The sequence below is a fragment of the Streptomyces sp. NPDC041108 genome, from assembly GCF_055592645.1.
Window position 1 is genome coordinate 1,109,079 of record NZ_JBVIYK010000001.1, and the last position, 21,746, is coordinate 1,130,824.

Sequence of the window (21,746 nt, forward strand, 5' to 3'; positions counted from 1 at the left end):
GAGCCGTGAGTGGGGTTCTGTTTGGGGGGGGGGAAAGAGGGCAGGGTGACGAACCCCCAACACCCTGGCCCCCGGGGTTTCCCCCACTGAACGGGGCGGAACCCCCGGCGGCCCGAGGTCGTCGTCATCGTCGTCCTCATCGACATGGAGAGGGCGGGACGGCCGTCACGCCGCCGCCCGCCCGCCGCGCCGTCAGTCCTCGCGGGGCCAGTTCTCGGCCTCGAACATCCAGTGCTGCTTCTCCAGCTCGTAGGTGACGGAGATCAACAGGTCCTGTGTGACCTTGTCGGCCTCCTCCACGGACTCGATCCGCTCGCGCAGGCGCCCGATCGCCGTCTCCAATGCCTCCACCAGCAGCTTCACGACCTCGGTGTCCCGCAGCCAGCCGTCCTTCGGTCCCTGCAGGGCGAACCGGGCGGCCACGGTCTCCGGCCGCCCGTCGGGGGACACCCCGAGCGCCGCCGCGCGCTCGGCGACCTGGTCCGCGAACGTCCGTGCCGTGGACACCACCTCGTCGAGCTGCAGGTGGATCGAACGGAACCTCGGGCCCACCACGTTCCAGTGAGCCTGCTTCCCGATCAGGGAGAGGCCCAGCAGATCCACCAGGCTCTCCTGCAGCGCGTCGCCCGCGATCCGGCGGGCGGGCTCGGGAAGAGTGCTCCTCACCATCGTCATTGCGCAGTACTCCTCATCGGTTCATACCGGCGAACGCTTCGTGTCGGGCGGCGTCGGCGCTCCCGGCTCTGCGGAGCAGTTCGCCGCGTTCCTCCTCGTCCATGCCGCCCCACACACCTGCCAGCTGCCCGTTGCCGAGCGCCCAGTTGAGGCACTCACGGCGCACCGGACAGCGGGCGCAGACACGCTTGGCGGCGGCGACGTCGTCGAGCGCCGGCCCTGTGGTGCCCACGGGGAAGAACAGTTCGGGGTCCTCTCCCACGCAGGCAGCTCTCCGCAACCACTCCATGCGGGTCCGGGTGCCCGGGTCGCACGGGGGAAAACGCACGGAGTGAGGAGCGACTCAGCGCTCCAGCGCGGCGTCCACGAACTCCTTCACGTCCGCGAGCACCTCACCCTTGTTCGTCTCGTTCAGCACCTCGTGCCGGGCACCCGGATAGATCCGCTCGGTCCACTCGGCGCCCCGGAACTCCTCGATCCCGGTACGGCTGCCGGACAGCGGCACGATCCGGTCGTCGTCGCCGTGCAGCCACAGCAGCGGCAGAGCGCCGACCGGCCCGCTCTTCGAGATCGTCTCCAGGCCGCGGTGGATCGCCTCCAGCGTCGGCCGCTTGAACGGGCCGTGCCACACCAGCGGATCGCTCGCGTACGCGGCGCCGACCGCCATGTCCCGGGAGAGCAGCTTCGGGTCGAGCGGGACCTCGGGCACCTCCGGCGGCGCGAGCAGCGCCCGCAGCGGCTCCCAGATCCCGATCAGCGGCCCGGACAGCACGACCGCGGCGAGCCCGGCCCCGTACCGCTGGGCGTACCGCGCGGCGATCAGCCCGCCCATGGAATGGCCGATCAGCACCACCGGCAGACCCGGATACGCGTCCCCGGCCAGCACCTCCACCGCGCGGACATCGGTGACGACGTCCTCGAAGTCCTCGATCAGCACACGCTCGCCCGCCGATCTGCCGTGGCCCATGTGGTCGGGGCCGAACACCGCCGCGCCGTGCCGCACCAGGGCGTCGGCCACATGCTCGTACCGGCCGATGTGCTCCCCGTAGCCGTGCACCAGGAGCACGACGTAGCGCGCCCCCTCGCACGGCCATTCCCGTGCGGTGACACCGCCCCGCGTACCGGCGAAGCGGTGCTCGCGCGAGTCGGCCATGACTCCTCCAACTACGTCGGTGAAGGTACCCGGGGGATCTTGCCAGCCCGTCGGACGATGGTCCATGGGCCGACCGGGGCGAAACCCGGACCCGGCGGCGCGGGGCCGGCCGGAACCCGGACCGGGGCGGGGGCAGGGCCGACTGACGAGACGGTCCTGTCGCGTGCCGATAGGTGCGCATAGCATCGGACCCCGCATGAACACGATGACTCTCTGGCACCTGTCCACGGCCGAGTTCGCGGCCCTCGCCTTCGCGGCCCTGCTCGTCGGCTTCTCCAAGACGGCCGTCAGCGGTGCCAACACGGTCAGTCTCGCGATCTTCGCGGCCGTCCTGCCCGCCCGTGCCTCGACCGGTGTCCTGCTCCCGATCCTCATCGTCGGGGACGTCCTCGCCGTCCTGACCTACCGCCGGCACGCCCACTGGCCCACCCTGTGGAAGCTCTTCCCGGCGGTCGGCGCGGGTGTCGTCCTCGGCACGCTCTTCCTGATCCGCGCCGACGACCGGATCGTCCGCACCTCGATCGGCGCGATCCTGCTGCTGATGGCGGCCGTCACGATGTGGCGCCGGCGCACGGTCGACAACGACGACGATCCCGACGCCGTCACCACCCGCGCCGGCCGCGCCAAGGCCCGCTCCTACGGTGTCCTCGGCGGCTTCACCACCATGGTCGCCAACGCCGGTGGCCCCGTGATGTCGATGTACCTGCTCTCGGCGGGCTTCCGGAAGCTCGGCTTCCTCGGTACGTCGGCCTTCTTCTTCCTCATCGTCAACGTCTCCAAGGTCCCGTTCAGCGTGGGCCTCGGCCTCATCGACGCGCACTCCCTGCTGCTGGACGCCGCCCTCGCCCTCTTCGTGGTCCCGGGCGCCCTCCTCGGCAAGTGGGCGGTGAACCGCATCAACCAGAAGCTGTTCGAACAACTGGTCATCGCGGCGACGATCGTGGGCGGCCTGCAGCTACTGCTCCGCTGAGGGGCTCGTCGCGCAGGACCCCGGTGCCGTGTCCGTGCGGCGCAACCGGGGAGCCCAGGCTTCCGCGTCCACCGCACGGCCCTCCCGCTCCACGACGCCGGCCAGCCGCCGGGCCCAGGCCCCCACCCCGGCCAGATCCACGCCGTAGGGCCGCGGCCGTCCGCTCGCGGCACCCCATTCCTCGACGGCCCCGGCCCCGCGCCGCAGCAGCAGGACCCCGCCCCTGGCGTTCCCGCGGGCCGAGTGCGTGAGGCCCACCGCGAGCTGGGCGAGACCCCGCCACAGCGGGCGCTCCTCGTCCGGCCCGGACTTCCAGGCGTCCTCGAAGACCTCGTGCGCGTGGAACGGCTTCCCCGCGTCCAGCAGCGCCTGCGCCTCGACGACCGTCTCCTCCGGAGCCCGCACCACCCCCTCCGGCTGCCGCTCGACCCCCGGTGCCCCGTACGGCAGCGGGCGCCCCAGCCCGTCCCGGGGCCGCGCGCTGCGCGCCCGCCCCTCCTCGTCCCGGTCCCGCCCCGCTGCCGTCCCGTCCCGCACTGTCCCGCTCATCCCCCGATTGTCCCCCTGCCTCTCACCGGCTGCGGGGCAGTGGCCGACGTACGGTAAAGTTCTCAGTGCGCGATCACGCGGGTCACCGCGGACAGCGCACCGGGACGTGGCGCAGCTTGGTAGCGCACTTGACTGGGGGTCAAGGGGTCGCAGGTTCAAATCCTGTCGTCCCGACTTTACGAAGTCGCAGTGAAGTCGCAGATCAGGGGCCGTGGCGGAGCATTCCGCCACGGCCCCTGACGCATGTCCTGCCGCCGGGCCGGGTGGCCGCCCGGGCTGCACCGTGCGGCTACGCGGCCTGCGGGGTGAAGGGGCACAGCACGTTCTCTCCCGGCCGGACGACGCCGTAGCTGCTCTCTGGGACCTCGTTCCAGGCGCCGGGCATGTCGCCCAGGGGCTCGGAGACGATCAGACGGGTGTCGTCGGAGACCTCCCGCAGGAACGACACGTCGGGGTGGAGCGCGCGCAACGTCTCCACCCGGGTGCTGTAGAACAGCGAGCGTGACGCCTTCTGGCTGGAGTAACGGAAGGCCCACAGCGCCTCTCCGTCCGTCACGGCGACCGTCATCTGCAGGGGGAACTCCACCCCGTGCTCGTGGCCGACCCGTTCCACCAGCCCGGCCATCCGCGCGACCGCGCCCGGAGCGTCCTCCTCCAGGCCGAACGTGAGCGCCAGGTAGAACATCAGCTCGGAGTCCGTCTGCCCCTCGATGTCGGCGAAGAGCTCCGGGGCGACGGCCAGGGAGAGGTCCCGCCGGAGCCGGTGGAAGTCGGCGATCGCACCGTTGTGCATCCACATCCAGCGACCATGGCGGAAGGGGTGGCTGTTGGTCTGCTGCACCGCGGTACCGGTCGACGCCCGGATGTGGGCGAAGAACAGCGGGGAGCGGACATGGTCGGAGATCTCCCGCAGATTGCGGTTGCTCCACGCCGGACCGATGTCGCGGATGACCGCGGGGGTCTCCAGGTCGGGCGAGTACCAGCCGATGCCGAACCCGTCACCATTGGTGGTCTCGACGCCCAGCTTGGAGTGCAAGCTCTGGTCGATCAGGGAGTGCGCCGGCCGGTAGAGGATCGTGTCGAGCAGGACGGGCGTTCCCGAATAGGCGAGCCACCTGCACATCGGCTCCCACCTCCCTGGCGAACGGGGCGATATGGGTGAACGGGACGAAATCGGGCGAGTGGGGCGAGAGGTCCGTAGGGTGAACCCGCATCCCCATGGTCGTGCGGCCCCCCGTTGATCGCCACACGGCGGCCCGCCGGACCACGCCACGCCCGCCGCACGGCCCGCCGGACCACGCCACGCCCCAGCCGGCCGGCCGTCCGCGCGGAACCGCTCCGATGTGCGAACGACTCAGCCCCGGTACTCCCGCAGTTTCCGGTACAGCGTGGCGCGGGCGATGCCCAGCGACGCCGCCGTACGCGCCTTGTTGCCGCCGTTGCGGCGCAGGGCCTCCAGTATCGCGGAGCGTTCGGCGTGCTCCATGGGGCTCAGGCGCCGCGCCGCCGGCCCCTCGCGGACGGGATCGGGCAGTTCGGCGCGGCGGACGGGCCCGGACACGCGGCGCTGTTCGGCCAGGGCCCGTACCAGATGGACGAGTTCGGTGACATTTCCGGGCCACGGATGCCGCTCCAGGGCACGCAGGGCGTCCAGCGTCCAGGTGAGCGGCGGCTGACCGGGTTCCGGCTTCGGGGACAGGGCCGTCAGTAAATCCCGGACGTCCTCCGGCCGTTCACGCAGCGCGGGCAGGGTGACCGAGCGGGCTGCCAGCCTGTCCAGGAGGCGCTGGAGGCAGGGTCCGGGCGGTGTTCCGGGCGTGTAGGTGGCCAGCAGCGGTGTCCCCGGCTGTGATGCGAGGAGCGAGTTGAGGGTCGCGATGTCGGGCTGGACGAGGCGCTCCACATGGCGGATGAGGAGCGCGTGGCCTTCCCTCAACGCATGCAGCACAGAACCGAGTTCGCCCTCCGCCGCGTCGACGACCAGCAGCTCGGGGGTCAGTTCGCGGGCCAGCGCGGTCTTCCCGGTTCCGCGTTCGCCGACGAGCAGCAACGGTTCCGGCGACCGGGCCAGCTCCGTCGCCCGGCCGACCGCGTGCCGCCAGGGCACCGAATGCCCGGCCAGTGCCACGGCACCCCGCCCGAGCGGCACGGTGGTACCGGCTCCCAGCGGCTCCAGCACGGCCACCGCCCCGATGACCGACCCCCGGTGCGCCACCGGGGAGACCTTCGCCGAACACCGCACGCCGTCCGGCAGCCGCACGCGGTACGAGCCCGGGGCACCGGCGGTCACGGACGCCGGGGCGGGCGCGGTGGACCCTGTGACGGCCGCGGATCCCGCGACGGACACCGCTCCGGACGCCCACCCGGGACCGGACCGTGCCGTGTCCGCCCCCGGCCCGGCCTCGGCCCCCTCACCGGCCCCGTCCCGCAGCAGCGCGACCACGCTCCGCTCCAGCGCGTCCAGCCCCTCCGGTGACAGCAGCCGCCCCGCGGCCTCGCTGACCAGACGGTTGCGGCCGTCCAGGGCGACCACCGCCCGCCGCCGCTCCCGCGACGCCTGCAGATAGGCGTCCAGCAGCACCCGCTCGGCCGGCCGCGACCGAGCCAGCAGCTCCGCCTCGACGGCACCGGCCGCGGCCTCCGCGAGGGACGCCCACGGGTGCGGAGCGCGGTCGGCGCACAGTCCGGTGGTGACCGTCACCGTGCCCACGGCCCGCCCGGTCTCCGGCGCGAGCACGGGCACGCTGACCGCCGACACGTCCTGCCACAGATCGAGGAAGTGCTCAGGACCGTGCACCTCGGCGCGGCGCCGGGTGCGCAGGGCGAGCGCCGCGCTGTTGTTGCCGGCCACCTGCTCGGAGAGGTCCTCGCGGCACGGAGCGCCCGGCGCGCGTCCGGTCGCCCACAGCACCCGCAGCCGTTCGTCGGTCAGCAGGAGCGCCGCCCGCCCGGCGCCCACGACGGGGGCCAGCCGTTCGAGCACCGGCCGCGCGGCGGACAACAGGTGGCACCCCTCCCGTCGTACGGCGTCGCGCGGCACGGCGGCCGGCCCGCGGGCCGCGTCGGCGGCCGGGCCCGGCCCGTCGTGCCGCAGGCCGAAGAACCGGGCGCGCCGCCAGGCGGCGACGATCTCCTCCGGTACACCGTCCGGCAGTTGATGCCCCGCCAGGAACAACTCGCGGGCCCTGCCCAGCGATTCCAGGGCAGGGTGGACAGGAAGACGCTCCGCGGTAGTCACGACACCACTCACGGTACCCGGCGAGATCGGAAAGGTGGCGTCCGCCCGGGCAAACTCCGTCAGGTCGGCCCGCACCGCCGGCCCTCAGGGGCGCGGCCCGTCGCCGTACCCCGAACGGCCCCCGTCCGGCAAGCCGCGCGCACTGTCTCTTATTGAGACACCCACACTCCCGCGCCGCCCTCCATGATCTTGGACGCCGGTGCCTGTCCTCATCCCTTGGAGCGTCTCTCGTGCACACCGTAGAGCCGGATGTCGTGACCGACGTACTGATCGTGGGCAGTGGCCCCGCGGGCGCCACCGCCGCGCTCGCGCTGAGTACGTACGGCGTCCCGAACATCGTGGTCACCCGCTACTCGCGTCTCGCCGAGACGCCCCGGGCCCACATCACCAACCAGCGCACCATGGAGGTGCTGCGCGACCTCGGCGTCGAGGAGGAGGTCGTCGCGAAGGCCACACCGCAGGAGCTCATGGGCGACACGACCTTCTGCACCAGCCTCGCAGGGGAGGAACTGGGCCGGCTCCGCTCCTGGGGCAACGACCCGCTCGTCCAGGCCGCGCACGAGCTGGCCAGCCCCACGCGGATGTGCGACATGCCGCAGCACCTCATGGAGCCCGTACTCGTCGACGCGGCGGTGGCGCGGGGCACCAACCTGCGCTTCAGCACGGTCTACAAGTCCTTCGTCCAGGACGACGAGGGCGTCACGGTCACCGTCGAGGACCGGCTGCGCGGGGACGAGTACACCATCCGCGCCAAGTACCTCATAGGCGCCGACGGCGGCCGTTCCCAGGTGGCCGAGGACGCCGGCCTGCCGATGGGCGGCCAGATGGGCGTGGCCGGGAGCATCAACATCGTCTTCAACGCCGACCTGACGAAGTACACCGCGCACCGCCCGTCCACCCTCTACTGGGTGCTGGCCCCCGGCGCCACCGTCGGCGGGATCGGCGCGGGCCTGGTCCGGTGCGTCCGGCCCTGGGACGAGTGGCTGATCGTCTGGGGCTACGACGTCTCCGCGGGCGCCCCCGACCTGACCACCGAGTACGCCGAGTCGATCGTCCGCAGGCTGGTCGGCGACGACGAGATCCCGGTGACCATCAAGTCGTCCTCGTCCTGGACCGTCAACGAGATGTACGCGGAGACCTACTCCAACGGGCGGGTCTTCTGCGCCGGCGACGCCACGCACCGCCACCCGCCGTCCAACGGCCTCGGCTCCAACACCTCCATCCAGGACGCCTACAACCTGGCCTGGAAGCTCAAGCTGGTCCTCGACGGCACCGCGGCCCCCGCGCTCCTCGACAGCTACACCGCCGAACGCGCCCCGATCGGCAAGCAGATCGTCACCCGCGCCAACAAGTCCATCGGCGAGACCGCCCCCGTCTTCGAGGCGCTCGACGGGCTCTCCCCGCAGACCCCCGAACAGCTGTGGGCCAACATCGCCGCCCGCAAGGACGACACCGGGGCGGCCGAGAAGCAGCGGGCGAAGCTCCGCGAGGCGATCGGGTTCAAGGTGTACGAGTTCAACGCCCACGGCGTCGAGCTGAACCAGCGGTACTCCGCCGAGACCTCCGTGGCCGTCGTCCCGGACGGCACCCCCGACCCCGGCTTCGACCGCGACCCCGAGCTGTACCACCAGCCCACCTCCCGCCCCGGCGCCAAGCTGCCGCACGCCTGGATCACCGCGGGCACCCGCACCCTGTCCACGCTCGACACCGTCGGCAAGGGCCGCTTCACGCTGCTCACCGGCATCGGCGGCGCCGACTGGGTCCGGGCCGCCGGCGCCCAGGACCTGGTGGAGATCGCCACCGCCGTCATAGGCCCCGGCCGGCAGTACGAGGACCCGTACGGCGACTGGGCACGGCTCAGCGAGATCGCCGACGGCGGAGCCCTCCTCGTACGGCCGGACGGGTACGTCGCCTTCCGGCACGCGCGGGCGGCCGTGTCCCCGCAGGACGCGGAACGGTTGCTGACGGAGGCGGTGCGGCGGATCCTCGGGCGTGCCTGAGCCGGAGGTCCTCGGGGCGGGCGTCCCGGGCGTCGCGTGCGTCCCGTGCGGGGACAACAGCTGTCGGCTCCGCCGTGCGGAGCCCCGTGAACAGTCGTAGGAGTGGGGCATGAGCACCGAATTCACCACCCGGATCACCGAGGCGGTCGTCGACAGCTTCGAGGGCACGGCCGACCCGCGCCTGCGCGAACTGCTCGCCGCCCTCACCCGTCACCTCCATGCCTTCGTCCGCGAGGTCGAGCCCACGATGGCCGAGTGGGAACAGGCGATCGCGTATCTGACGGCGACCGGGCGGGCCTGCACGGACACCCGGCAGGAGTTCGTCCTCCTGTCGGACGTCCTCGGCGTCTCGATGCTGGTCGAGACGATCAACAGCGAGGGGCGCGACGGACGGGACGAGCGCCAGGAGAAGGAGAAGGTCAAGGACAAGGGCAAGGACAAGGGCAAGGCGGAGGGGAGCGGCGGGAGCGAGGGGCGCGGTGGTGTGACCGAGTCGACGGTCCTCGGTCCGTTCCACATGACCGAGTCCCCGGTCCGGGAACTGGGCGCGGACATCGACCTGGTCGGCGGCGGCGAGCCGTGCGTGATCAGCGGGCGTGTGCTGTCGAGGGACGGCACCGCGCTGCCCGGCGCGGTCCTCGACGTCTGGCAGGCGAACGCCGAGGGCTACTACGACGTGCAGCAGCCCGACGTCCAGCCGCCGGGCAACGGCCGCGGCCTGTTCACGGCGGACGCCGAGGGCCGTTTCTGGTTCCGCACCTGCGTACCCAGCCCGTACCCCATCCCCACGGACGGCCCGGTCGGCGACCTCCTGCGGGCGACCTCCCGGCATCCGTACCGTCCGGCCCACATCCACTTCATCGCCTCGGCGGAGGGGCACACCCCGGTCACCACCCACATCTTCGTGGCCGGCAGCGACCACCTCGACTCGGACGCGGTCTTCGCCGTGAAGGAGAGCCTCGTCCAGGACTTCACGGAGACCGACGACCCGGAGCTGGCCAAGCGGTTCGGCATCCCGAACCCGTTCCGGCACGCCCGGTTCGACCTCGTCCTCGGCACGCAGGACACGCCTGGCATGCACAACTCGGGGCGTGCGTGATGGAGTTCGAGTACGAGGCGCGGCCCATGCGGGTCGTCATGCGTCCCGGCGCCGCGGTGACAGCGGTGGCGGGGGAGGCCGAACGGCTCGGGCTGCGTCGGCTGCTGGTGGTGTGCGGCCCGAGGGGCGCCGAGACGGCCCGCGCGGTCGCCGACTCGCTCCGCGGCGCCCGCGCCGGACTGTTCGCCGAGGCCCGTCAGCACGTACCGGTGGAGGTGGCCGACCAGGCGGTCCGGGCAGCGCGGGACGTGGGCGCGGACGGCTGCGTGGCCGTCGGCGGCGGCTCGGCGATCGGACTGGGCAAGGCGATCGCGCTCCGCACCGAACTGCCGCTGATCGCCGTGCCGTCGACGTACTCCGGCTCCGAGATGACCCCGGTCTGGGGCCTGACCGAGAACGGTGCCAAGCGCACCGGCCGGGCCCCGTCGGTCCTGCCGCGCAGTGTCGTCTACGACGCCGAACTCACCCTCTCCCTCCCCGTCCCCCTCTCCGTGACCAGCGGCATCAACGCGGTCGCCCACGCCGTCGAAGCCCTCTACGCGCCGGACGCCTCGCCCCTGGTGTCGCTGACGGCACAGGAGGGTGCCCGTGCCATGGCCGAGGCACTGCCCGCGGTGGCGGCCGCCCCCGGGGACCTGGCGGCGCGCGGCCGGGCCCTCTACGGCGCCTGGCTCTGCGGCACCGCGCTCGGCGCGACCACCATGGGCCTGCACCACAAGCTCTGCCACGTCCTCGGCGGCACCTTCGGCCTCCCGCACGCCGAGACCCACACGGTCGTCCTGCCGTACGTCCTCGCCTTCAACGCCCCGGCCGCACCCGACGCCATGACGGCACTGGGCCGCGCCCTGAACACCGACGACCCGGTCCGGGCCCTGTGGGACCTGACGGGCAGCCTCGGCGCTCCCCGTTCGCTGGCCGAACTCGGCCTGGGCGAGGCCGACCTGGACCGCGCGGCGGCCGAGGTGACGGCACAGGCGTACCCCAACCCGCGCGAGGTCGGCACGGCGGACGTCCTGACGATCCTGCGAGGAGCGCACGAGGGCACCCGGCCGCCGGTGTGGCCCTGACCCACGTGTCCTTGGGGACCGCCCGCGGGCGTCTTCCGCTTCTCCGCACCCCCTCGTCCCGCCGTCCCCGGCCCGCCGGCCGTGTCACGGTCGTCGGGCGTTCACTCGATGGTCGCCCCCATGTCTGAGACCGGCGGCGACAGGGTAGGACCCCGGTGCCGTCGGTGCGGTCCGGCATGCTGGGGGGCGCCTTGGATCAGCCGTATTTCTTTCTCAGTTACGCCAGGCGGGACGACCGGGCGGCGTACGTGGGGCGGTTCTACAACGACCTGCTGAAGGCCCTCGCTCTCCCGGGCGCCGTGTCGGCCCGGCAGCCCACCTTCCGTGACGTCGAGAACATCATGCTCGGCGACGACTGGCTGCTGGAGCTGACCCGTGCCGTCGGAGCGTGCAGGGCGATGGTCGCGCTCTACTCACCGGCGTACTTCCGCAGTGAGTACTGCGGCAAGGAGTGGACCCACTTCGCGGCGCGTGTGCAGCGGTATCACGAGATGACCTCGGTGCAGCCGCGCGCCCTGGTCCCGGTGCTGTGGGAGCCCGTGTCGCAGCGCAGGATGCCCGCCGCGGTCAAGGCCGTGCAGTACACCGAACCGGGACTGGGGGAGGAGTACCTCAGGCACGGGCTGCTGCAGCTGATGCAGTCGGACCCCGGCGGGCCCGCGTACCGGCGTGTCGTCGAGGAGATCGCCCGCCGCGTGCGCAAGGCGGCGGACTTCTTCAACCTGCCGGTCGACGAGCCTCCCGCCTTCGACCTCTCGGCGGTCCGGGGCTGTTTCCCGGTCGGCGAGATACCCGAACTCGCGGGCCACGTGGCGATATTCGTCGCCGCCTGTACCAAGGAGCAGCCTCCGCTGGGCCGTTCGCACACCGCCTACTACGGGGAGGCACCCTGGGCGTGGGCGCCCTACAGCCCACCGCGGGTCCCGACCGTCGTGGAGCGGGCCACCCGGGTCATCACCGGTGACGGGCACACGGCGAGCGTGGAGGCGGTGAGCCCCCAGCTGATCCGCCGGCTCAACCGGGCCCGCCACCTCAACCAGGTGTGCGTGCTGCTGGTCGACGCCTGGTCGGCACGTGAGGACCCGTACCGGGAGGCACTGCGCCGCTACGACACGCTGCACCACCCGACGACCGCGGTCCTCGTGCCCTGCCACGAGCACGACAGCGAGTCGGGCACGGACAACGAGGCCCTCTGGGACGCGGTCCAGGAGGTCTTCGAGCGCAACTGGATGCGCCGCAACGACCATCACGATCCGGTCTTCTGGGCCCCCGTGGACCAGCACGACTTCGACGACACGCTGTCCCGGGCGGTGACCGTGACCCAGAACCGGATCGCGGCCAGCGGCCAGGTCCGCCGCCTGCCGCCGGGCGCGCCACCGCCGGCGATGCCCCGGCTCTGACCCGCCCGACACGACTGCCCAGGAGACCGGATGAGCATGTCCAGCGCACCGGACGGCCGAGGCCAGGTCGTCACGTTCTACTCGTTCAAGGGCGGCGTCGGCCGCACGATGGCTCTGGCGAACGTGGCGTGGATCCTGGCCAGCCGGGGCAAACGCGTTCTGGCCGTGGACTGGGACCTGGAGGCTCCGGGCCTGCACAGCTACTTCCACCCGCTGCTCACCGACCCCGAACTGCGCGACACCGACGGGCTGATCGACCTGCTGCGCGCCTACCAGCAGGCCGTTCTCCTGCCCGGCCGCGAGGAGGCCCCGCAGGACGACGGCTGGTTCCGCCGGACGCTGGACCTGACCCCGTACGTGGTCGGTCTCGACCTGAGGTTCGCGAGCGGCGGGCGGCTGGACTTCCTGCCCGCCGGGCGGCAGAACGCCGCCTACTCGGACTCCGTGACCTCCTTCGACTGGCACGCCTTCTACGAACGACTCGGCGGCGGATCGTTCCTGCTGGAGATGCGCGAGGAGATGGCCGCCCGCTACGACTACGTCCTGATAGACAGCCGCACAGGTGTCACCGACAGCTCGGGCATCTGCACGGTCCTGCTCCCCGACACCCTCGTCCTGGGCTTCGTCTACAACGTCCAGAACATGCGCGGTTCCGCCCACGTAGCCCGTGCCGTGACGAAGGGCTCCCGGCGGCCGATCCGGCTGCTGCCGGTGCCGATGCGGGTCGAGGACGCCGAGCGGGAGCGGCTGGAGATCAGCCGCGACCGCGCCCGGGACGTCTTCGGCGGCCACCTGACGTGGCTGGACGAAGGCAGCGTCGAGCGGTACTGGGGCGATGTGGAGATCCCGTACAAGACGTTCTACGCGTACGAGGAGATCGTCGCGCCCGTCGGTGACCGGCCGTTGCAGGAGGGCACCGTGCTCAAGGCGTGCGAACGCCTGACGGACTGGCTCACCGACGGCGAGGTCCGGCGCGGGGTGCCCCTGCCGGACGAGGAACGGCAGCGGCTGCTCACCGCGTACATGAACAAGAGCCGGGCCGTCAGCGCCTGTCTGTTCGTCAGTCACGTGCCCGAGGACCGGGTCTGGGCGGAGTGGGCCGCCTGGCACCTGGAGTCCGCCGGATTCCGCGTCACGCTCCACGACGTCACCGCGACCAGGCCCGGCGAGACCGCCCCGGAAGTGGTCCGCGCCCTCGCCGAGGAGGGCAGGATCCTCGTCCTGCTGTCCGCGGAGTACGCGGCCGTGCCGCAGTCCGCGGCGCTGTGGCGCGCGCTGGCGGCCAGGGAGCGGTCCCTGGCACCCGAACTCGTCGCCGTCCGCGTCCACGGCGGCGAACGTGCCCTGGAGCCCCCCTTCGACCTCGCGGCCGCCCCCAGCGTCGCCCACCTCAGCGCGGTGAACGCCGTACGACGGCTGCGGCAGAGCGTCGGCCCGCCGCCCTCGGCACCCACCCCGGCCCGGGGCGCGGGCGCGCCGCTGGCACCGGATCCCCCGCGCTACCCGGGCACCAACCCGGCCGTCGAGTCGCTGCAACCGAGGAACACCGGCTTCACCGGACGCAACGCGCTGCTGCACGAGCTGCGGGACCGGTTCACCGCGGCCGGGGGATCGTCGACGCCTCAGGTCCTGGTGGGACTCGGCGGAGTCGGCAAGACGCAGACAGCGCTGGAGTACACCTACCGGTTCCGCGGCTCCTACGACGTGGTGTGGTGGGTGCCTGCCGCCGAACCCACGGTCATCGCCGGGGAGTTGGCACGCCTCGCCCCCCAACTCGGCATCGAGCACGGGGAGGACACCGCGCTCACCGCCGGGCGGGTGCTCAGGGCGCTGGCGAGCGGGACGCCGTACCGCAACTGGCTGCTCGTCTTCGACAGCGCGGGTTCCCCGGACGAGACGGCCGAATGGCTGCCCGCCGACACCGCGCGCGGCGGACACGTGCTCGTCACGTCCCGCGACCGTACCTGGGAGGAAGCCGGGAACGTGCTGCCGGTCGAGGTGTTCGAACGGTCCGAGAGCGTGGCACTCCTCGGCCGGCGCAATCCCGGACTCGACCCGGCCAACGCCCAGCAGATCGCCCACGAGCTGGGCGATCTCCCGCTCGCCGTCCACCAGGCCGCGGTGTGGCTGAGCGCCACGGCCATGCCCGTCGACCGGTATCTGGGGCTGCTGCGCACCCACGCGACGGAACTGCTCAAACGCACGGAGAAACGCTCGCTGGAGATGGCCGGCTGGCTGGTGTCGCTGGAGGAGATCCGGTCCAACAGCCCTGCGGCCGCGGACCTGTTGGAGATCTGCTCCTTCTTCGGCGCCGACCCCATCCCGATGGACCTGCTGTACACCCGTTCCCTGATGGACGCGCTCACGCTGGACGAGGACGAACCCCGGGACGAGGTGACCATCAGCGAGGTCTTCCAGGAGATCAACCGGTTCGGGCTCGCCCAGGCGGACCCGGAGGAGGGAACCATCGTCGTGCACCGCCTGGTGCAGGCCGAGATCCGCCACTCCCTGCCGGTCGAACGGCGCCTGCACCTGCGCGCGGTGGTGCACTCCGTGCTCGCCGCGGGCAACCCCAAGACACCCGGCGCGCCCGAGAGCTGGCCGCGCTACGCGCAACTCCTGCCGCATCTGTGGCCGAGCCGGGCGACGCGCAGCGACGACCCGGACGTACGGCAGTGGATCATCGACACGGTGCGCTGCCTGTGGCGGCGCAACCTGCTGTCGTCCGGACGCGACACCGCCGAACGCGTCCTCGCGGAGTGGACCGCGCGCCTGGGTCCGGACGACACCCAGGTCCTCCTGCTGCGCACCCAGCTCGGCAACATCCTGCGCTCCCAGGGTGTTTCGCGGGAGGCCTACGACAACGACCTCGACGTGCACCGGCGGATGGCCGCCCTCGTGGGTCCGGGCCGCCGCCGTACGCTCATCGCCGCCGCCAACGTGGCCGCCGACCTCAACGCCCTCGGCCGGTACGACGAGGCCCGGGAGTGGGACCGCGCCACCTACGAGGCCAGCAAGCGGGTCTGGCCGCCAGAGGACCTGCGGCTGTCGATGCACGCCAGCAACCTCGGCGTCTCGGAGTACCTGTGCGGGGACCGGCGCGCGGCACTGGAGATACACCGGAGGGTCTACCGCGACCGCCTCGACCTCAAGGGCCCGACCGACATCTACACGCTCAGCGCGGCCTCCAACTACGCCCGCGACCTGCGCGAGACCGGTGACCTCCGGACCGCGCTCGACATCCTGGAGGACACCTGCCAGGTGCTCTGGGAGCGGCTCGGCAAGAGACACGCCCAGAGCCTGTCCACCCAGCGCAACCACGCGGTGGCACTGCGCCGGGCCGGCCGCTACGAGGAGGCCCGCGACCTCGTCGCCTCCGTCCACCTCATGTACGCCGAGGACCGCGGCCGCGACCATCCGGACACCCTGGCCGCCCGCGCCGACCTGGCCAACGTCCTCGCGGCCCTGGGTGACGTCGACAGCGCCCGCGACCACGCCGACCACATCCTGGCCCGTCAGCGGCAGACCCTGGGGGAGACGCACCCCTACACACTGGGGTGCCAGAACAACCTGGCGATCTACCTGCGCCTCGGCGGCCACGCGGCAGCCGCCCGCGCCACGTCCGAACGGGCCCTCAGGGCCCTGACCGACACCCTCGGCGAACGACACCCCTACACCCTGGACGCGATGATCAACTACGCCAACTGCCTCGTCGACACCGGCGAGCCCGAGGCCGCGATCACCCTCGAACGCGAGGCGCTCGCCGGGGTGTTGGAGACCCTGGGAGCGGACCACTACGACGTCATCACCCTGCGGTCCAACCTGTCCGTGGATCTCGCGGGTGCTGGTGTGACGGACGAGTCGGAGGAGCACTACAGTGAGGCTCTGCAACTCGCCGCCCAGACCCTGGGAGTGGACCACCCGACCTACGAGGCGGTGGACAGCGGGGTGCGCCTGGACGCGGACATCGAGCCACCCTTCACTTTCTGATCCCGTGTCACGGAGCGATACGAGCGAGACGAGCGGCACGCGCTCCGGCCCGTGCGGCGCCGTTGTTCCTGGCGCCGCTTTGTGTTGCTTCCTGCCGTTTTTCTTTGCTCCGCTGCTATTCTCCGCTCACCGCTACGGGCATGTCCCGCCGGGCGGACGCCCCGTGTCAGCATGCCCCTAGGAGTGCGGTGTCACCCTTCCTGTCCTCGCCGGACACGTCCGAGGACCGCGCCGCCTCCGGCGCGCGCCCGATCGGACCTGCCGAGGACCGCCCCGGTGCCGTGACCGAGACCAGCGCTCTCGGTCATGTACTGCGCCGTCTCGCTCTGGAGGCCGCGCACCCGGACGCCACATATCCGGCCGAGTTCGAGTCCTCACTGCCGAGCGAAACGCGGATGTGATGACCCCCGCGCCGGGCCACGCGCCCTTGGCGTTCCTGCGGCAGTTCGTCCTCAAGGTGCACAGCCGCTGCAACCTGGACTGCGACTACTGCTACGTCTACCACTCCGCCGACACCAGCTGGCGCGACAAGCCCCGCCTCATGGAAACGGCGGTGGCCGAGCGGGTGGCCGGGCGCATCGCCGAGCACGCCACGGCCCATGGCCTGCCGGACGTCCGGATCGTGCTGCACGGCGGGGAGCCGTTGCTTCTCGGGGCCCGGCGGCTGGAGGAACTGCTCGGGATCCTCGGGCGGGGCCTGGAGAGGGCGGGGGTGCCCGTCCGCTTCTCGGCGCAGACCAACGGGGTGCTGCTCACCCCGGACGTCCTGGACGTGCTCCTTCGGCACCGGGTCGGCGTCAGCGTCAGCCTCGACGGCACGCGGGCGGGCCACGACCGGCACCGGGTCTTCCCCGGCGGCGAGGGCAGCCACCGGCGGGTGACGGAAGGGCTCGCCCGGTTGCGAGCGGCCCCCTACCGCCCCCTGTACGCGGGCCTGTTGTGCACGATCGACCTGGCCGACGACCCCGTGGACACCTACGAGGCGCTGCTGGCCGCACACCCCCCACGTGTCGACCTCCTGCTGCCGCACGGCACGTGGGACGCCCCGCCCCCCGGACTCGCGGACCGGCGCGGCCGGATTCCCACCGCTCCGCCGGTGTCCGGGCACGGCGTGACGGCCCAGCCGGACAGCACGCCGTACGCCGACTGGCTGCGACGCGTCTTCGACCGCTGGTACGACGCCCCCGTACGGGAGACGGGTGTCCGGCTCTTCGAGGAGCTGATGGCGGGCGTCCTCGGTGGGGCGATGCGCACCGAGTCGGTGGGGCTGGCCCCGGCGACCCTGGCGGTGATCGAGACCGACGGCACCATCGAACAGTCCGACTCCCTCAAGGTCGCCTACGAGGGTGCGCCGGTGACGGGCCTCGACGTGTTCCGCAACAGTCTCGACGACGTCCTCGACCAGCCGCGGTACCGTCAACGCCAGTCCGGAGCATCGGGGTTGGGTCCCGTCTGCGGGCGCTGCCCGGTGCTCGCGGTGTGCGGGGGCGGGCTCTTCGCCCACCGGTACGCCTCCGGGAGCGGCTTTCGCAACCCCTCCGTCTACTGCGCCGACCTGGCCGCGCTGATCCTGCACATCCGCGCCCGCGTCCTGGCCGACCTCGGCGGGACGTCGCGGGTCTTGCCCGAGCTGGACGTCAGGGGTACGTAGGGTAGGGTTTGTCTGCGCGTTCACAGTCGGCATCGTGGATCGCGCGACGGGACGTGGCGCAGCTTGGTAGCGCACTTGACTGGGGGTCAAGGGGTCGCAGGTTCAAATCCTGTCGTCCCGACATGCAACAGGGCTTCGAGCCCGGGTCAGGGCCTGTCTCACTTCGGTGAGACAGGCCCTTTGATCGTCTGCCCCTTTGATCGTCTGACCCCCGACGACCTCACCGTGTCGCGCGCAACCGGAGCACGACCGCGGTGTCGGGGCTGGGCAGAAGGACGGTGAGAGCCGCTTCGGCCGCGTCCCACCGTGCGGTCACCTCGGACGGGCCGGAGTGGAGTACCTGCGGTTCGACGTGGACGCCACGCAGGTGGGGCACGACGAGTGTGCGGCTGCTGCTCGCAGAGGCCCTGCGCCACACGGCCAGAAACGTGGACTGGCGGCCGCGGAGTCCATGAGCGATCCAGGTGTCGTCCCAGGCGGGCAGTCCCAGCGGCCAGAAGGGGTGCGCCTGCGCGAGCTCGGGCCGGATGTCCTTGTACACGCGGATCGCCGAGCGTACGAGTGCGGCCTGCTGGTCGCTCATGAGATTGAGGAAGCCGGAGAGGTGCACCCTGCCCAGCAGTGCCCCGGTGAGGGTGAAGGCGATCTCGTCGAGGGTCTGACCGGGCTGGGGGTAGGCCCAGACGGCGGCCTGTTCAGGTGTCGCGGCGGTGGCGGCAGCGGCGGCGATGGGCGGGTAGAGCAGAAAGTCCTGCTGGTCGCTGGTGGACTGCAGTTGTGCCACGGCCAGCTGGGCGTAGTCCATGCGCAGGCCGCCCGACCCGCAGTTCTCCAGCACGAGGCCGGGATGGCGGTCCAGGAGCGAGGCCATCCAGTCGAGGTGAGCGCGGTGGTGTCCGAGCAGGCCGGCTCCCGGGCTCTCCGGTCCGTTCTCCGTGCCCGGGCCGATGTTGATGTTGTAGTCGAGCTTCAGGTACCCCACACCCCACTCGCCGACCAGCCGGTCCACGACCGCGTCGAGATGCCCCCGGGCGGCCGGGTGGCGCAGGTCGAGGTGGTGCCGTCCGTGTTCGGTGACACGCAGTCCGCCGCGACGGAAGAACGCCTCGGGCGGCAGACCGCGGGCCAGCGGGCTGCGCACGCCGACGACTTCGGGTTCGAGCCAGAGTCCCGGGGTCATGCCGTGCGCCCTGATGGCGTCCAGGACCTCCGGCAGCCCGCCCGGAAAGCGGCGGGGTGCCGGCTCCCACGCGCCGACGGCGTCCCACCAGCCCTGCGCGTCGTCGTCGTACCAGCCGGCGTCGATCACGAACACCTCGGCACCCGCCGCGGCCGCCGCCTCGATCAACGGCATGAGCCGTTCGGTGGTGGGATCTCCCATCAGGGTGTTCATGTAGTCGTTGTAGATCACCGGCAGCGTGCGGAGGTCGGGATGGGCACGGCGAATGCTCCGGCGGTAGTCCGTGAGTTCCCCGAAGGCCGCGTCCAGCCCGCCGGTCTCCGCGTGGACCAGGACGGCGGGGACGGTGCGGAACTCCTGGCCGGGCGCCAGGGTGTGGTGCCATTGGTGGTGCGCGTCGTCGGGGCCGAACAGCGCCACGTAGGCGGCGCCCTCGCGTTCCCCGGTCTCGAAGCGCCAGCCCGCGCTGGACTCGATCTGCCACAGCCAGGCGCGGCCGGCCCTGTCGGTGAGGCCGGCCACGGGGAGATGGCGGCCGGTGGACCAACTCCCCTGCGAGTACCGCTCGAAGCAGCCTCGGCCCTCGTGGCCGTGGGCGGCCCGATTGAGCGGGACCACCTGGGCGCGGAAGGCGTCCTGGCGCCACCGGCACTCGGCGAGCCAGGCGTTGTCCGCCCAGTGCAGGGTGAGGCCGTCGAGACCGCCGTCCGGGTCCACCAGGCCGCCGAGAGTCAAGGTGGAGACGCTCTCCAGCCGCAGCGCCGTGCCGCCCTCATTGGCCAGGCGGATCTGGGAGCGCAGGGAACCGCTGCCCGGCCGCGTCTCCAGTGTGACGTCGGCGGCGAGGCCGGTCGCGGGGTCCGCCAGCCGGATCGTCGTACGTTCCCGCCCCTCGCCCCGAACCGTCTCGTGGCCGCGGTAGGCGAGGCGTTCACCGATGGCCGTCTCGATGAAGCGCTCTCCCGACCACATGCGTCCGTGGCCGGTGGCGGTGACCTCGACGAGGGGCACCAGGCACGCCCAGTCCTGGCCCGGCCTGCCCAGTCGCACCGCCCCGGTGGCATCCATGACGGCGCACAGGCCGGACTCCGGATGCGACCAGACCCGAGACCCCTCGGCTGCTTCGACGACTGCGGTCAACGCGGTTCCCCTTCCGGGCTGTTCAGGTCCTGCGGTGGTCCCCGTGAGGTTGATCCGGGGTTTCACGGGCGGTGGTGAGGATGCGTCGGGCGGGCGGCTGCGCCGGAGGACCGAACCCCGGACTCGCGTTCCCTGGACGCCCGCGTTGTGACCGCTCACGATCCTCGCATCGTGTGACCGGTCACACAAGGTCCGGCAGCCCTCCCGGCCCTCCTCGGGGCCACCGGAAAGCCGCGAGCATCCGCGATGTCGCCCAGGCGGCGGGCGTCTCCTGCCGGACTGCCGTCGACGTCCCGAGGACGGGCACGTACGACCTGGACGTCTTCTACGGCAACGAGTCCGCCGGGCCCGCCACCCACACCCTCACCGTCGACGGTGGCTCGCCCACGACCCTCACGTACGGGTCCACCCTGAACCGGACCTACCGCGCCACGGCGAGCACGCCCGTGTCCCTGACGGCGGGCGAGCACACCCTGACCCTGTCCAAGGGCACGAACGATGTCACCCTCGACAAGACCGACCTCACCGCGTCCAGGACCCCGGACTCCGTCTACCCCGCGGCCTACGCCGACATCAGCGGGTCCCCGTCGTACGACCACTCGGCCTCGGGCATCAGCGGCGCCGGCGCCGTGGAGCTGGACCACCGGGACACGGCCGCCTTCGACGTCCACGCCCCGGCCGACGGCTACCGCACCGTGCACGCCGGCTGCTCCGCCACCGGCGGCGCCGTCCTCGGCCCGGACGGCGCCGCCGCCCTCCCCTCCACCGAGGGCGCGCTCACCGACAAGCCCCCGCGGCTGGGCCTCCGGGAACGAGTACGTGGGCCATGTCGGCCTGGGCGCCGGGAACACCCTCGCCTTCAAGGTGGACGCCCCCTCCGCCGGGCGCTGCGTGATGAACGTGCGCTACGCCGCCAACGAGGTTGCCGGGTCCGGGAACTACAACACCGACGTCGTCTCCTCCGCTGAAGGGCTGACGTCACCACCGCCCGCGCGGCGCGCGAAGGGGCGGCACCTTCGGAAGGTGCCGCCCCTCACGTGCGTGGCTCCGGCCTCGGCCGTCAGGCGGCTACCGAACTCGCCCAGTCGTTGTAGGCGCCGAGGTTGGAACTGTAGGTGTTGGGGCTGATGGAGATCTGCCCACCGTTGCCCCCCTCGTCACGGGCCAGCCAACCCCACTGGCTGGAACCCTGGTTGTTGCGCCACGAGGACGTCTGGTCGTTGAAGCCGTACTCGTTGAGGTTGTGCCAGTAGTAGTCGCTGAAGATCAGCCGGCGTCCGCCCCCGTTGGCGTGCTCGTACAGGCACAGCCAGCCGCTCGCGCAGGCCGGTGTGGCCTGGATCTGAGCCGCGTTCTTGCCCTTCATCAGGGGGTCGGTGGCGCGGGAGTAGCCCAGCACCCGGTCGGCTTCCTCGTGGGTCTTGAAGCAGCGCACGGATGTCTTGGAGTACACCACGCAGCTCTCCGCGGAACCCCACCCGTCCTGCTTCAGGTTGATCTTCTGCTGTCCGAGGGCGGCGACGGCGCCGCCCACCGACGACTCGGAGGTGGCCGCCGACGACGCCGGTCCCGTGAACAGGACGCCGGTCGCGGCGATCGCGGTGGCGAACAAGATCGAGCTGACTTTCTTCATT

At 72.1% G+C, this 21,746-nt stretch carries 17 protein-coding genes and 2 tRNA genes; 11 read left to right on the top strand and 8 right to left on the bottom strand.

Features of this window, described 5'->3' with window-relative positions; genetic code table 11:
• Nucleotides 1-192: 192 nt before the first annotated feature.
• From ACZ6BB_RS04725 to ACZ6BB_RS04735, 3 genes are read right to left on the bottom strand one after another with little or no spacing between them, the layout of a single operon-like run.
• A complete protein-coding gene (locus tag ACZ6BB_RS04725) occupies nucleotides 193-675 on the bottom strand; it encodes a Dps family protein (RefSeq protein WP_471613858.1) in 483 nt (160 codons plus the stop codon).
• A 13-nt stretch (nucleotides 676-688) separates the two neighbouring features.
• Entirely contained in the window at nucleotides 689-964 is a 276-nt protein-coding gene (locus ACZ6BB_RS04730) for a WhiB family transcriptional regulator (protein ID WP_471613859.1), read from the bottom strand.
• 54 nt (nucleotides 965-1,018) lie between these two features.
• Nucleotides 1,019-1,828, bottom strand: a complete 810-nt coding sequence (locus tag ACZ6BB_RS04735; protein ID WP_471613860.1) for an alpha/beta hydrolase — start codon at nucleotides 1,826-1,828, stop codon at nucleotides 1,019-1,021.
• A 196-nt stretch (nucleotides 1,829-2,024) separates the two neighbouring features.
• Between ACZ6BB_RS04735 and ACZ6BB_RS04740 the strand changes: the two genes are divergently transcribed.
• Nucleotides 2,025-2,798, top strand: coding sequence for a sulfite exporter TauE/SafE family protein (locus tag ACZ6BB_RS04740; protein ID WP_471613861.1), 774 nt, complete (start codon nucleotides 2,025-2,027; stop codon nucleotides 2,796-2,798).
• Here the strand turns inward: ACZ6BB_RS04740 and ACZ6BB_RS04745 are convergent.
• The gene (locus ACZ6BB_RS04745; protein ID WP_471613862.1) at nucleotides 2,784-3,347 is read right to left on the bottom strand and encodes a DUF309 domain-containing protein; all 564 of its coding nucleotides are present in this window, start codon (nucleotides 3,345-3,347) and stop codon (nucleotides 2,784-2,786) included. The two genes, ACZ6BB_RS04740 and ACZ6BB_RS04745, sit on opposite strands and share 15 nt — an antisense overlap.
• A gap of 100 nt (nucleotides 3,348-3,447) precedes the next feature.
• Here ACZ6BB_RS04745 and ACZ6BB_RS04750 point away from each other — a divergent pair.
• Nucleotides 3,448-3,521: transfer RNA gene (locus ACZ6BB_RS04750), tRNA-Pro, on the top strand.
• 115 nt (nucleotides 3,522-3,636) lie between these two features.
• On the opposite strand, the gene ACZ6BB_RS04755 is transcribed toward ACZ6BB_RS04750, so the two are convergent.
• The gene (locus ACZ6BB_RS04755; protein WP_471613863.1) at nucleotides 3,637-4,470 is read right to left on the bottom strand and encodes a class II glutamine amidotransferase; all 834 of its coding nucleotides are present in this window, start codon (nucleotides 4,468-4,470) and stop codon (nucleotides 3,637-3,639) included.
• A 231-nt stretch (nucleotides 4,471-4,701) separates the two neighbouring features.
• The gene (locus ACZ6BB_RS04760; RefSeq protein ID WP_471613864.1) at nucleotides 4,702-6,585 is read right to left on the bottom strand and encodes a helix-turn-helix domain-containing protein; all 1,884 of its coding nucleotides are present in this window, start codon (nucleotides 6,583-6,585) and stop codon (nucleotides 4,702-4,704) included.
• A 230-nt stretch (nucleotides 6,586-6,815) separates the two neighbouring features.
• Here ACZ6BB_RS04760 and ACZ6BB_RS04765 point away from each other — a divergent pair, with 230 nt between their 5' ends.
• From ACZ6BB_RS04765 to ACZ6BB_RS04800, 8 genes are all read left to right on the top strand, one after another.
• Complete coding sequence (locus ACZ6BB_RS04765) at nucleotides 6,816-8,585, top strand: FAD-dependent oxidoreductase (RefSeq protein WP_471613865.1); 1,770 nt, start codon at nucleotides 6,816-6,818, stop codon at nucleotides 8,583-8,585.
• 109 nt (nucleotides 8,586-8,694) lie between these two features.
• Nucleotides 8,695-9,684 carry a dioxygenase family protein gene (locus ACZ6BB_RS04770; protein ID WP_471613866.1) on the top strand — a complete coding sequence of 330 codons (990 nt, stop codon included), beginning with the start codon at nucleotides 8,695-8,697 and terminating at the stop codon, nucleotides 9,682-9,684.
• Nucleotides 9,684-10,751, top strand: coding sequence for a maleylacetate reductase (locus ACZ6BB_RS04775; protein ID WP_471613867.1), 1,068 nt, complete (start codon nucleotides 9,684-9,686; stop codon nucleotides 10,749-10,751). The genes ACZ6BB_RS04770 and ACZ6BB_RS04775 overlap by 1 nt, the downstream gene beginning before the upstream one ends.
• Nucleotides 10,752-10,942: 191 nt before the next feature.
• The gene (locus ACZ6BB_RS04780; protein ID WP_471613868.1) at nucleotides 10,943-12,151 is read left to right on the top strand and encodes a TIR-like protein FxsC; all 1,209 of its coding nucleotides are present in this window, start codon (nucleotides 10,943-10,945) and stop codon (nucleotides 12,149-12,151) included.
• A 30-nt stretch (nucleotides 12,152-12,181) separates the two neighbouring features.
• Complete coding sequence (fxsT, locus tag ACZ6BB_RS04785; protein WP_471613869.1) at nucleotides 12,182-16,141, top strand: FxSxx-COOH system tetratricopeptide repeat protein; 3,960 nt, start codon at nucleotides 12,182-12,184, stop codon at nucleotides 16,139-16,141.
• A 188-nt stretch (nucleotides 16,142-16,329) separates the two neighbouring features.
• Nucleotides 16,330-16,542 carry a hypothetical protein gene (locus ACZ6BB_RS04790; RefSeq protein ID WP_467344570.1) on the top strand — a complete coding sequence of 71 codons (213 nt, stop codon included), beginning with the start codon at nucleotides 16,330-16,332 and terminating at the stop codon, nucleotides 16,540-16,542.
• A complete protein-coding gene (locus ACZ6BB_RS04795) occupies nucleotides 16,542-17,792 on the top strand; it encodes an FxsB family cyclophane-forming radical SAM/SPASM peptide maturase (RefSeq protein WP_471613870.1) in 1,251 nt (416 codons plus the stop codon). The genes ACZ6BB_RS04790 and ACZ6BB_RS04795 overlap by 1 nt, the downstream gene beginning before the upstream one ends.
• 47 nt (nucleotides 17,793-17,839) lie before the next feature.
• A tRNA-Pro gene (locus tag ACZ6BB_RS04800) sits at nucleotides 17,840-17,913 on the top strand.
• Between the two features lie 99 nt (nucleotides 17,914-18,012).
• Here ACZ6BB_RS04800 and ACZ6BB_RS04805 read toward each other — a convergent pair.
• Nucleotides 18,013-20,040, bottom strand: coding sequence for an alpha-galactosidase (locus ACZ6BB_RS04805; RefSeq protein ID WP_471614121.1), 2,028 nt, complete (start codon nucleotides 20,038-20,040; stop codon nucleotides 18,013-18,015).
• Nucleotides 20,041-20,285: 245 nt separating this feature from the next.
• Between ACZ6BB_RS04805 and ACZ6BB_RS04810 the strand changes: the two genes are divergently transcribed.
• Nucleotides 20,286-21,080 (top strand): carbohydrate-binding protein, encoded by a 795-nt coding sequence (locus ACZ6BB_RS04810; RefSeq protein WP_471613871.1) that lies wholly within the window; start codon nucleotides 20,286-20,288, stop codon nucleotides 21,078-21,080.
• 92 nt (nucleotides 21,081-21,172) lie between these two features.
• On the opposite strand, the gene ACZ6BB_RS04815 is transcribed toward ACZ6BB_RS04810, so the two are convergent.
• The gene (locus ACZ6BB_RS04815) at nucleotides 21,173-21,745 is read right to left on the bottom strand and encodes a peptidase inhibitor family I36 protein (RefSeq protein ID WP_471613872.1); all 573 of its coding nucleotides are present in this window, start codon (nucleotides 21,743-21,745) and stop codon (nucleotides 21,173-21,175) included.
• Between the last annotated feature and the right edge of the window lies 1 nt (nucleotide 21,746).

What these genes read in the sequence shown, in the direction of transcription:
- ACZ6BB_RS04725 (WP_471613858.1), bottom strand. Translation starts at nt 675, where the DNA reads ATGACGATGGTGAGGAGCACTCTTCCCGAGCCCGCCCGCCGGATCGCG.
- ACZ6BB_RS04730 (WP_471613859.1), bottom strand. Translation starts at nt 964, where the DNA reads ATGGAGTGGTTGCGGAGAGCTGCCTGCGTGGGAGAGGACCCCGAACTG.
- ACZ6BB_RS04735 (WP_471613860.1), bottom strand. Translation starts at nt 1,828, where the DNA reads ATGGCCGACTCGCGCGAGCACCGCTTCGCCGGTACGCGGGGCGGTGTC.
- ACZ6BB_RS04740 (WP_471613861.1), top strand. Translation starts at nt 2,025, where the DNA reads ATGAACACGATGACTCTCTGGCACCTGTCCACGGCCGAGTTCGCGGCC.
- ACZ6BB_RS04745 (WP_471613862.1), bottom strand. Translation starts at nt 3,347, where the DNA reads ATGAGCGGGACAGTGCGGGACGGGACGGCAGCGGGGCGGGACCGGGAC.
- ACZ6BB_RS04755 (WP_471613863.1), bottom strand. Translation starts at nt 4,470, where the DNA reads ATGTGCAGGTGGCTCGCCTATTCGGGAACGCCCGTCCTGCTCGACACG.
- ACZ6BB_RS04770 (WP_471613866.1), top strand. Translation starts at nt 8,695, where the DNA reads ATGAGCACCGAATTCACCACCCGGATCACCGAGGCGGTCGTCGACAGC.
- ACZ6BB_RS04775 (WP_471613867.1), top strand. Translation starts at nt 9,684, where the DNA reads ATGGAGTTCGAGTACGAGGCGCGGCCCATGCGGGTCGTCATGCGTCCC.
- fxsT (WP_471613869.1), top strand. Translation starts at nt 12,182, where the DNA reads ATGAGCATGTCCAGCGCACCGGACGGCCGAGGCCAGGTCGTCACGTTC.
- ACZ6BB_RS04795 (WP_471613870.1), top strand. Translation starts at nt 16,542, where the DNA reads ATGACCCCCGCGCCGGGCCACGCGCCCTTGGCGTTCCTGCGGCAGTTC.
- ACZ6BB_RS04805 (WP_471614121.1), bottom strand. Translation starts at nt 20,040, where the DNA reads ATGGATGCCACCGGGGCGGTGCGACTGGGCAGGCCGGGCCAGGACTGG.
- ACZ6BB_RS04815 (WP_471613872.1), bottom strand. Translation starts at nt 21,745, where the DNA reads ATGAAGAAAGTCAGCTCGATCTTGTTCGCCACCGCGATCGCCGCGACC.